The sequence below is a fragment of the Bradyrhizobium sp. Leo170 genome (genome assembly GCF_004296405.1).
Lineage (GTDB): Bacteria > Pseudomonadota > Alphaproteobacteria > Rhizobiales > Xanthobacteraceae > Bradyrhizobium.
This window is the reverse complement of record NZ_PSRR01000312.1, coordinates 1-10,202: the sequence shown is the minus strand read 5'-3', so window position 1 is coordinate 10,202 and position 10,202 is coordinate 1. Positions and strand designations below refer to the sequence as shown.

Below are 10,202 nucleotides of genomic sequence, written 5' to 3'. Positions count from 1 at the left end.
CCCCATTAGAGGCACCTTCTCAAGATAGGCACCAATGTTTTTCTCTAAAGCGAGCAATCGCCCGGGGGCAGCTGGAAGCAGCAGGGCTCAGCCCTCTGGGCAAAGCCGAAGAAAACGTAACGAGGCAACGCCGTCGTAGCAGCCAATGTCCAAAATCACTGGATCTGACTTCTGCAGGAACGAAACAATGTGCTGATGGATCTCCAAGGCGAAAGTGGGCTCACGTGTTTCCATTCAACTTCGTCCCTCGCGCCTCAATGGCACGCAACAGCCTATCAAGTGAGCTTAAGGTTTCGCGACCCCCCGATTGTCAAATGGTCCAGCTTCGACGTCGAAAGTACACACGACTCAACGGGTGGCTCAACTCTACAGAGGTAAACAGGCGATATAGAACCGGTTGCAAAACCTATACCAAGGTTTGTCTACAGACGGCGCGGTATGAGCCACGCGAGACTTGTGACGTACATGCCGATCAGAACGGACACGAGCCTCCGCTGATATTCCCTCTCCACCTCTTTGTCGCAGACAGGACAAAGATCGCCAATTATCTGACCTCGACCAAGCTCAAGTATTCGCCATTCTCATTATCCGTAAATCAATGCTTTGATGGACGACAATCACACGATGGATCGGTCCCACAAATGCATTCTAAGGGGTAGATATGCCGATCTTGATCGTCGTGACCGCCGAGGGTTACAAACCCGGCAGACTCTCTATGAACAACTACATCTGGTGGAGTGCTGCTTCGGTAAGCTCAAACAGTTCCGACGCGTAGCAACCCACGAAAAAACTGCCCGAATTACCGCCCAGTCGTCACTCTCGCAGCTATCGTGCTATGGATGCGATAACTGACCACACGCCCTCAAGCGAGAAACCCTGCATAGAAGAATTCGTCTCGCGCATCGCCACCGATGTCGGCGTCGACCCGGCTCTCGCAGAGAAGGCCGTTGCCATGATGCTGGGTTCCTGCAACGCGAGGGAGCCGACGGCCCCGTGGGGCGTATGATCGAGTCCATTCCCGGCGCTTCGGAATCAGTGACGAAGCATGATGGTGAAGACTCAGAGGGCGGCAGCGTCCTCGGCGGAGCCGGCGTCACCGGTTTCGGCCAGCAATTGATGAATGAGGGTCTCAGCCTAGGAAAGATCGCCGGCCTCGTCAACGAGACGATCGCGTTCGCCGACGAACATGCCGGCGACGAACTCGTGGACGAGGTCCTCAATTCCGTTCCCGGCCTTCCCCAACTCGTTTGATCAGCCGCAGCCGGGACCCGCATGAGGTCGTGCGCCCGCGCCAATCCGTTTGCGCCGGTAGGCATTCTCCGCCGAGTTTTCGTACCGACCTGGCCAGACCATCAACCGTCGGGCGCGCGAAGCGGACGAACGTAGGCGCACTTCATTCGTCTATCTCAAAATCGACGATCGTGGCGACGTACCGCCGTCGTTGGAGGGCTTTCTCAAGCGGCGGGGGCATCACGTCGATATCCAGCTCTCGCTGCTCGGGCCAAAGTTCCTTGTGTAGGAGCACGAATGTGCGCTGACGTCAGCCTTGCCGCTGTGCTTTCTGATCGTGCGACCTCTCGCTGATCTACCGCAGCCCCCTATACCCCCAGGTTGGCTAGACTAAGAGGGAGCAAGGCCCCGGCGCGCCCGTGCCCACGGTCGCGCCGGGGCACAGATCCGAAAAAGTCAAGTGATCAGCAGGTGCTATCGTCAGAGGCGCAAAGGAGAGCCGCAGATGCAGCTCTCGTTGCTGTAAGGGGCTTAGAGAGCGCGGGAACGGAGAGGACGCTGTCCGCCCCAGCGTCTTCCGGCCCCGTTCTCACCGGACCGCAGGCACCGAGACGCTCGTCTGCTCAGCATGGTGAGATCCTGTCCACCACGGCCGATTGACCGCCTTGATGAGACGATCCCACGGAAACGGCGTCTGCTGACGCACCACGTCCAAATGAAATCGCCCTTGTAGGTAAACACCTTCTCGAACTTTGCTCTTGGCAAAATTTGCGACAAGCGGTCGGCGGCGCATTCGCTATATCGAACATCCAGTACCTTTTCTTGTCCGCGTCGACCCGGGCGTTCAGCCAGTTGAACAGCGCCGACAGGATCGACGTCAGCACGCCGAGGATGGCTTCAATCACGGCCGTGCTCCTTTCGGATGGAGCGATGCGGGCGATAACCGTGATGACGGAGCCGCTCATCAGGAAGGAGCCGGCCCACTGCGGATGATCTTTCGGCGCGCAGACGCACCATCGCGGGTAGCGCCCCTTCGGAACGCGGACAACCCGAATGCGCAGATTTGTCAGAAAGAAGACTCGGGGGCCGACCCGTCCTGATGATGATGATCGTCCTCGCGCCGGAACTGATCCATCACAGGCTCGGCTCTTGGGGCGCCCGAGCATCGGCAAGCCCGGCATCGACGGGCAATCCACTTGGGACAAGACCGAGCAGGCGATCTTCACCTCGTTCTTCATCGGAGTGTCGACGGCTGTCGCCGCGGTCGCCGCAATCAAGGCGATCGAGAAATGACCCACGGGTACCCGCGACCGCGTCATTCGTCTGCAAACGAAATTGGAGCACGTCACCGCGCAGCTCTCCAACGTGCAAATCAAGGTCAACGCGATGCATGATCTTCTGATGCGAGCGCGCGGCGTGCGGTGGATGATGCTTGCGATTGCCGCAATGGCGGGCTTCCTCGCTTCCCTCATCACGAAATACCTGCACCTGCCGCTCTCGAACTGCGCCGGTACCACCACGTTCCCAACGGCTCTACGTACCTATGGGAGAAAGCCGGTTGGGAGGCCATTCCCCGGGCTCAAAGCCGAGAGCTTACATCCTCTTTGCCGTGCGACAATCCGCTATTCATGTTGGGCGCAGAAAAATCTGATGCTCCTCCAATGTGGCCGTGTAGTTCACGCCGCCGAGAGGGATTTTGTCGCCGGCTGAGACGCGCTCGGCAGCAGGTTGTGCAAGCTCATCCCTTGCATGAAGTCTTCCGACGCCCATTGGGGGCGGTGCTGGAAATCCAGGGGGAGGTACATTGATAGATTCAGCAGCGGGCCCGGCTAAGCCTACTGATCTGCCGGGCCTGAGCTAGATGCCACTCCCAACTGCGCCGGTTCATCATCCAGTAGTCGCCGAAGCTCCCCCGGTTCAAAAGTGAACTGTTCTGGATCGAAATCTGGACCGACGGAAAATGATGGAGCGGGTTGATTATTCTGCCTCCCTGAATGTCCTGGCGAAGCTCCTGTTCCAGTCGGAGAAGCCCCTCTGGAGAAGGCATAGATTGATCATCCAGATGATCGAGCACTCGCCGAAGCTCCCCCGGAGACATCTGCTCTGGGTCGAACGCGACGTGCTCTTGGACGAAAACCGACGGGGCGGGTTGATCATCCTGCAGTCCCCGAATCCCCTCGGGCCGACTGCCGGCTTCCTGCCACGCGCTGTGCTGCGCAGCGGCCTGGTCGACGCGCCTCGGCTCGATCAGTACAGCGTCTTCAGGATTGATGAGGGCCGCGTTCTGGGGGTGAGGATTGCGCTTTGCGCGGCGGTGTACGATCGGCACGCCTGTCGACCGGAAGGTCCGGAGATGGTCTATTGCCTTAAGGAGGTTCTTGGGATTACCCCTTCCGGTGAACTCGGACACATCACCGCTCAGCGACTTACTCTCGAGCCGAGCAACAATGCTCGGCTTGTTTTTTGCGAAGAGCCAACGGCTAAAGCTACGAAGATAACCTACATACTGCTTGGCCCAGCCTTCGTTCATCCCGCCCTTGATGAGGGCCCCCTCAAGCCCCAAGATAATGGGAGCATCCTCGGAATAAAGAGGCCGCCTGTCCCACCCTATCACAATCCCCGTTGACGGAGCCGGCTGCAGCGCCGAGGCGGCCGGCATTGCTCCACCACCTCCACCTGAATTAGCGATCTCGCTCAGCTGCCGCTCAATGGCAACGCTTTGCGGATTGTTTAGGGTCCTCGGCCTCTTCGCTGGTCTCAACCCGGCTGTGTCATGCTCATCGTTGATGAGGACCTCCTCGCTTGGCAGGAGGTTGCTCCTGGCAAGTGCCCCCATCAACTCGTCCGGGGCTGCTGGCTGTCGCTAGCCACATTGGCAGGGGGGCTACGGCGCGGCCCCCGGTCGGGCATCGCCGTATCGGCCAGGCGCGCCGCTTCAAATTGCTGCTCAAAGGCTTCTTGCTCCGCCGTGTCCGCTTGCTGATCTTCCGTGAGGGCGTGCTGCACCTCTGACGAAGCTGCTACATTGGAGGGGTCAAAATTGTGCGGGTCCACGCTAGCCTCACGTCTACAGATCAGCTGAGCTTCCTACTCGGGCAAGCTGTCGAGAAGCTGACGAGGCCGTGGCCCGTGAAGCAATGCACCCCCCAATCACAAAACGACAATGCCCCGCGGTCCTTGATGGGTCGCCGGGCTTTTTTTGCGTTTAAGGACGCGTCGTCGTCGCGGCTAACAATCCTTTTGGCAGCGCCGGGGACGACGACTCGTCACCGCTCTTATTGCAAAATGGGCACGGCATACCGGCGCCGCCGCAGGTGCACGCATGGGTAGGCTGGTCCGAATGATTTCGCAAACCCACCGGCAGTTATCGCAGCGCGGGCACCATCTCATTGCATGTCCTCCCGCAAGCCTTTGAAGACCGGCTGTCGCACCTTGCCTTTGGCCGATCTGGCGCGGTACTCGATTTCGGCCAGCAGCTTTGGCTCGACCCAAATGCCCCTGGTGCGCGACGCGCTTGGCATAGGGCTGCGTCTTCCGGATCAGCGGCGTCAGCGCTTTCTCGAAGAAGTTCGACAAATGGCATGAGCGCATCGTGCTCAATTTTCAGTCCGCGCCAAAGGGTTTCTTGCACGTCTTCAACGAGGCCCCCCCGTGATCTACGAACTGATCATGGCCAGTGCCGATATCGGGAGAAGAGCGTCGTTGATATCTCGATCGGACAGCATTGGTCGAAAGACTGCTGCGACGACGACTTGGCGGCGACGAACGGCGAGCGTGGAAAATATCCTCACCACTACCTCGCCAGCCATCCGCAATCGAAGTCGAATCCGCAAGAATCCTTGTGCTACCCTCTCGCCGCGTATCGGGAATGGTTGCAGGATGTCTATATGGAGGGTGGCAAGTTCAGCAACTATCTGCGGGGCAAGGTCTCAAGGGGCAATCTGGCGCCGTCGATCGCTCAACTCACCATTGCCGCGCTTATCCTGGCGCAGATCACCGCACAGTAACAGCGGCGAAAAAGGTCGAGAGAGCCTGCCCGTCATGGGCAGGCTCAGAACACGTCGAGCGAGCGCAGGACTGAGGAGCGATGCACTCGCCATCCGATGCCAGGACGAAGACGTGGCCCAGCTATGCACGAGTTACGAACAGCGTCTGGCGTCCATTGCCAGCACGACCGGACCACTCGTTCCGAAGAATGACTAAACCTGCCGATCTTACAGCACCATCTTTCATCAGGGGCACGCCCCAGACGTTGTTGGACGCGAGAATGCGGCCAGGCCATTCCGCCAAGCGTTATTGACGATCGAGGACCAGGAGCCACCGGGTGCAAGCCTGACGATGCGGCCAAGGAAATGTTGACTAGATAGAGATTTCCCTACGCCTCGAACCACGGCCCTCGATGAAGCAGTCAGCCGGCTTGTCTCCACGGTTGACGTCCGCGCAATCCGAACCGACGCAATTGGCGGTGGCCGAAAAGACGCGCGTTTCGATGAGCTCGGCAGTCCTTATGGTACATCATGGCGCTTGCTTTAGGCTGCGCCTTGGCTGCCCCTCGTATTTGTAGGCGAACTGCTTGGGCATCGGGCCTTTGTTGCGGTCCTTGCGTCCGGTCTGCTCCCATGCATGGGCCAGAATCCCTACCGCCCGTGACAAGCAGAAAATGCCGCGGGCCAGGGGTGCAGCAAAGGCCAGCTCCCCGTAGATGACTGCGGTGGCTCCATCGATGTTCAGCGGGATGAGCTTGCCTTTGCGCTCGCGCATAACGCGCTCGATCGCGCGCGCAGCGCTGGCGTAGCGACCGTTGACGGCACCTTCACTGATCGCAGCATCGACTAGCGCGAGTAGCGGTTCAGCGCGCGGGTCGACGGGATGAAAGCGGTGACCGAAGCCCGGCAGATATTTGCTGCGCGCGGCGGTGAAATGGTCGATCACCTCCGCGGCAGCCTCATCGAGGTCCTTGGTCTCGCTGCGTCGCAGGACCTCGTCATAGAGCTCGATCGCCTGCTCCCCCGCTCCGCCATGCACACCGTCCAGCGTGTTGATTGCGGATGCCATCGCGCCATTGAGCGGCAGCCCGCAACTCACAGCCATCTGCGCGATGGCGATGGAAGGTGCATGTGGGCCATGATCCACCGATGCAACCAGGGCAGCCTCAAAGAGCCGCTCCTGTGCCGGTGTGGGTAGCTCGCCACGCAGCATCAACCAGATCATCGCGGGGAACGAAATATGACCAATCAATTCCTCGATCGTGTATCCGCGATAGGCGATCCGCCCGGGGGCGATGTCGCATATAGAGCTCCGCCACCAATGGGCGGCCTGCTCTCGCAGCTCCGTTTCGCTCATCCCTGTTTTCCAATCCCGTTAGCCTATGCCCGGCAGTGGTTTGCTTGCGCGCAACTGCCTGGTCGTCACGCTGCTCCATCTGTTGCCGGGCGGACCCGCGGAAAATGAGCTCCTCCTTGACATGACGTTCCGGCGGCACCGCTTGCGATAAGGTGCTCAATTTCCGGATCTGTATAACCGAGTCGAGCCAGCCATCGCTCCGTGTCCGCACCGAGCGACGGGGGGAGCGCGGGGGCAGGAAACGCCTCATCCAGCCGAAAACCAGGGCGCGTAATGCGTAATGGCGGTTCGCCAGCCCTATCGAGCGGCAGCGTCTCGACAAATCCGCGCTCCAGCACCTGCCGCTCACGCAAAACTTGCGGGACGGTCAGCACACAGCCGGCAGGGACGCCGGCGGCATTCAACAGCGCCTCCCATTCCTCCGCAGACCTGCAGCTCAACGCCACGTTCAGCTCATCGTTAAGCGCTCCGCGGTTCAGTTTACGTGCTTCCCGCTTCGCGAAGCGCGGATCCGTCTTCAAATCCGGCCGGCCGATCAGATCGCAAAGTGTCCGGTACTGCTTCTGCTCGTTGGCGGCGATATTCAGCGGTCCGGTCGCGGTGCAGAACGTGCCGGAGGGTGCGGCCGTGAAATTTTCGTTCCCCATCGGCCGCGGCTCGACTCCGCCATTCAGGTGATTGGAAACCACCCATCCCATAGCCGCGATGGTCGCCTCGAGCAGCGACACGTCGATGAAGCGGCCCCTGCCCGTTCGCTGCTGCTCGACGAGCGCCGCGGCGATAGCAAAGGCGGCCGTTAGCCCGGCGATGGTATCGGAGATCGGGAAGCCAGTCCGCAGCGGAGCCGTGGCTGCATCACCGGTAACACTCATCGCGCCGGAAAGGCCCTGGACGATCTGGTCGTAGGCCGGGCGGGCGGACCAAGGACCGTTTTGCCCAAAGCCTGAGATTGCACAATAGATGAGGCGCGGGTTGCGCCTGGACAACGCGTCGAAACCGAGACCAAGCCGCTCCATGACCTTTGGCCGGAAGTTTTCGACAAGGACGTCGGCCTCGGACACCAGCCCGACAAACGCTTCGCTTCCCGCTTCAGACTTCAGATTGAGCGCCACCGACTGCTTACCGGCGTTGACGCTGACGAAGGAGAGGCCCTGAAGGCGCTCTGCCCTTTCCGGATCGGCGCCAAGGCGCCGCGCGAGATCGCCTCCATTGGGGTTTTCGACCTTGATAACCTCCGCGCCGAGGCGCGAGAGATGGTAGCCGCAGAATGGGCCTGCCAATACGTTTGACAGGTCGAGGACACGGATGCCGGTGAGCGGCAGGGACATGACGAAGCCTTACTTTGTGGTATCTTCGGCGCCCGCCGTTGTTAGTTCAACCGCTGGGCCGCACGCCAGCGAGGCGATCGGTGAAGGTTTTGCTTGCCGCGGTGATCCTGGGTAGAAACCGCTCAACACAGCCGGGGGTACCTTGGGCGGTTGGGCGTCCATTAGGCTGGCCCGGGAAAACGGCGCCTTGGACGCTTTCAGGATCTCGATGTTCACCTCGCGATCAGTTTCGTACTGTGCCGGGACTGCGCCACGAACTGCTCCGTTGATACAGAGTTGACCCAGCGGTGGCTCTTCAGCAGGGCATTGACCAAGCGCTGCGCGGTTTCGGGATTTTTGTCGATGAAGATTGCGGCAGGTAGCGACAGGCGCTAGACGGATCCCGCCAAAGGCAGTCTTGGCGCCTTCGACGGTGCGCGCATCGAACAGCGAATTGGCCCCAATCTTCCTCGAGAGCAGGGTCGCAATGCGATCGAAATAGACCAGCGCGTCGACTTTTTTGGGGTCGAGTGCCACCACGTCCGGCGCATCGCTCCCGACCGCGATGATGTTGACGTCGCGCGGTCCCAATCCCGGCATCTTGATGCAATGGCGCGCCATTCTGCCCGTCCAGGAACCAGGAGCCGTGATGCCGAGCTTCGGGCCGTCTAGGTCGGAGCCGCTCTTCATATTGGCATATGGCGGCAAGATCGCTGCGCACCCCGAGAAGAACGCCGAGTATGTGGTGCGGCAGGAAGACGAACGAGATCTCGTTCCCCTGCGTGCATCTGGATCAGGTGATCATACACCCCCGACGCCATGCGCCGAGCCACCAATCAGTCTCAGCGGATCATCACCTCGCGCAAGTCACGGCCAGCCTTGGCTACCCCTTCCATTGTTTCGCGTCTCAGAACTTCCGTTACGTGCAAAACCGATACTCTTAGTTAGAAGAAGAGTCAAACTATTCTGGCTTGCAGAACCGCCTCAATGCTTCTGAAATAGGGTTCACCCCCTAGCTCTGATAGTTGTTCTATAGTGCAGAACCGGAGCAGAAATGAGCAAGACAGGAGTTGACGCGGTCAGCAGAGCGCTCGCAATCCTGAAAAGTTTCAACGCGGAGCGTACTGCGATGACACTGACGCAGATCGCGGAGACGGCGGACCTTTACAAGAGCACAGTGCTGCGACTGGCCTCTTCGTTGGAGGCTGACGGCTTTCTCGTCCGCGGCGCGGACCGGTTGTTTCGACCAGGACCGGAGTTGTGGCGCCTTGGGGTGCTTTATCAGCGCGGCCTTGATCTTGGCCAAATCATCCGGCCATCGCTTCGTCGACTGGTCGAGGCAACTGGGGAAACTGCATCCTTTTATGTTGCAGACAAGGACGAACGTATCTGTCTTTACCGCGTCAATTCTCCACGTTCAGTTCGACATCATCTCGAAGAAGGTCAGCGATTGCCCATTGATCGCGGAGCCGCCGGGCGAATTCTCACTGTATTCCGCGAGCCAGCGAACGCCGAAGGGAAGAAAATCCGCGACCGAGGCTTTTATGTTTCGATCGGAGAGCGGGACCCGGAGGTCGCCGCGGCGGCCGTGCCGTTGATCGACGTACACGGCGAACTGAGGGGCGCCCTTTCAGTGTCGGCGATCAGGACTCGCTTCAATGCCGGTGCGCGCAAGGCGGCAATCGATGCTCTCAAATCGGAAGCCAAGGCGTTAGCGGGGTTGCTGCCTGCGAGCGAACGCTGATCAGTCCAGGACGCCCGCTTTGTGCCGTTTGCGAAGAATTCGACGCGGCTTCGGGGTGGCAGTGTGATGGGGCCTCGTGAGGCAATGAGGCTACTTCCCGGCTATTCCGTGGACAGAGCGCCGCGTTGAAGGATCGAGTACAGAGATGACGGACGCGAACGACACGATGCGCCCGCGATGCTTCGCAAATGGCCCTCCATAAAAAATGAGCGTCGTGCAGACAAAAGTACATATCTGTCGGCGGAAGGCACACTGGACGACTGCATACGAGAGTTTATGACCAAGCGTGAGGCCACACGTCATCTTTACCAAATCCACACCGCGCCACAGCCTCCGCTCATACCGGACGTCTTGTCAGCCGATCACATCACGGAACTTGCCAGATTGCGAAGTTTCCTCTGATCGGGATGTTGTTGCGGCGCCTGTGGCCAAGTGAAGATCAGCCTCAAAATCAGTGAGTCTCAGATCAAGAGTCCTCTTCGACCTCCCTTCCAAGGACAAGGGCACGCTGTGCTCAGCATCGATAATTGGTTGCTGGGCGATAACGCCGAGCTCTCCGTCTGCAGATCAACCGTGCG

Annotated in this window: 9 protein-coding genes and 3 pseudogenes; 6 read left to right on the top strand and 6 right to left on the bottom strand. The window is 59.7% G+C overall.

What is annotated here, in order from left to right:
- Window positions 1–711: 711 nt before the first annotated feature.
- Both CWO89_RS34530 and CWO89_RS34525 read left to right on the top strand, forming a co-directional pair.
- A pseudogene (locus CWO89_RS34530) lies at window positions 712–848 on the top strand (IS5/IS1182 family transposase); the annotation flags it as partial.
- Window positions 849–880: 32 nt separating this feature from the next.
- Window positions 881–1,251 (top strand): annotated as a pseudogene (locus CWO89_RS34525) (hypothetical protein).
- Window positions 1,252–1,853: 602 nt separating this feature from the next.
- Here the strand turns inward: CWO89_RS34525 and CWO89_RS34520 are convergent.
- Window positions 1,854–2,195, bottom strand: coding sequence for a hypothetical protein (locus CWO89_RS34520; RefSeq protein ID WP_130229967.1), 342 nt, complete (start codon window positions 2,193–2,195; stop codon window positions 1,854–1,856).
- A gap of 184 nt (window positions 2,196–2,379) precedes the next feature.
- On the opposite strand from CWO89_RS34520, the gene CWO89_RS46310 reads away from it, so the two are divergent.
- Together CWO89_RS46310 and CWO89_RS34515 are read left to right on the top strand one after the other, a co-directional pair.
- Entirely contained in the window at window positions 2,380–2,523 is a 144-nt protein-coding gene (locus CWO89_RS46310; RefSeq protein WP_155255601.1) for a hypothetical protein, read from the top strand.
- A gap of 42 nt (window positions 2,524–2,565) precedes the next feature.
- Window positions 2,566–2,940 carry a hypothetical protein gene (locus CWO89_RS34515; protein WP_130229965.1) on the top strand — a complete coding sequence of 125 codons (375 nt, stop codon included), beginning with the start codon at window positions 2,566–2,568 and terminating at the stop codon, window positions 2,938–2,940.
- Between the two features lie 103 nt (window positions 2,941–3,043).
- Here the strand turns inward: CWO89_RS34515 and CWO89_RS34510 are convergent, their stop codons facing one another.
- On the bottom strand, window positions 3,044–3,889 hold the full coding sequence (locus CWO89_RS34510) for a hypothetical protein (RefSeq protein WP_245476715.1): 846 nt from the start codon (window positions 3,887–3,889) through the stop codon (window positions 3,044–3,046).
- A 727-nt stretch (window positions 3,890–4,616) separates the two neighbouring features.
- A pseudogene (locus CWO89_RS34500) lies at window positions 4,617–4,791 on the bottom strand (ATP dependent DNA ligase); the annotation flags it as partial.
- A gap of 20 nt (window positions 4,792–4,811) precedes the next feature.
- Between CWO89_RS34500 and CWO89_RS49750 the strand changes: the two are divergent.
- Entirely contained in the window at window positions 4,812–5,237 is a 426-nt protein-coding gene (locus CWO89_RS49750) for a BstA C-terminal domain-containing protein (RefSeq protein ID WP_463702905.1), read from the top strand.
- 508 nt (window positions 5,238–5,745) lie between these two features.
- Here CWO89_RS49750 and CWO89_RS34490 read toward each other — a convergent pair.
- The 3 genes from CWO89_RS34490 to CWO89_RS34480 form a co-directional block, all read right to left on the bottom strand.
- Complete coding sequence (locus tag CWO89_RS34490) at window positions 5,746–6,573, bottom strand: citryl-CoA lyase (RefSeq protein WP_028168738.1); 828 nt, start codon at window positions 6,571–6,573, stop codon at window positions 5,746–5,748.
- Window positions 6,574–6,638: 65 nt separating this feature from the next.
- On the bottom strand, window positions 6,639–7,901 hold the full coding sequence (locus tag CWO89_RS34485) for a CaiB/BaiF CoA transferase family protein (protein ID WP_028168737.1): 1,263 nt from the start codon (window positions 7,899–7,901) through the stop codon (window positions 6,639–6,641).
- Window positions 7,902–7,910: 9 nt separating this feature from the next.
- Entirely contained in the window at window positions 7,911–8,588 is a 678-nt protein-coding gene (locus CWO89_RS34480; RefSeq protein ID WP_130229959.1) for a type 2 periplasmic-binding domain-containing protein, read from the bottom strand.
- A gap of 346 nt (window positions 8,589–8,934) precedes the next feature.
- Between CWO89_RS34480 and CWO89_RS34475 the strand changes: the two genes are divergently transcribed.
- On the top strand, window positions 8,935–9,624 hold the full coding sequence (locus tag CWO89_RS34475) for an IclR family transcriptional regulator (protein ID WP_035692612.1): 690 nt from the start codon (window positions 8,935–8,937) through the stop codon (window positions 9,622–9,624).
- The last annotated feature ends 578 nt before the right edge of the window (window positions 9,625–10,202 follow it).

Excerpts from the sequence above, each read along its gene's own strand:
- CWO89_RS34520 (WP_130229967.1), bottom strand. The coding sequence starts at position 2,195 with ATGAGCGGCTCCGTCATCACGGTTATCGCCCGCATCGCTCCATCCGAA.
- CWO89_RS34510 (WP_245476715.1), bottom strand. The coding sequence starts at position 3,889 with ATGCCGGCCGCCTCGGCGCTGCAGCCGGCTCCGTCAACGGGGATTGTG.
- CWO89_RS49750 (WP_463702905.1), top strand. The coding sequence starts at position 4,812 with ATGAGCGCATCGTGCTCAATTTTCAGTCCGCGCCAAAGGGTTTCTTGC.
- CWO89_RS34490 (WP_028168738.1), bottom strand. The coding sequence starts at position 6,573 with ATGAGCGAAACGGAGCTGCGAGAGCAGGCCGCCCATTGGTGGCGGAGC.
- CWO89_RS34485 (WP_028168737.1), bottom strand. The coding sequence starts at position 7,901 with ATGTCCCTGCCGCTCACCGGCATCCGTGTCCTCGACCTGTCAAACGTA.
- CWO89_RS34475 (WP_035692612.1), top strand. The coding sequence starts at position 8,935 with ATGAGCAAGACAGGAGTTGACGCGGTCAGCAGAGCGCTCGCAATCCTG.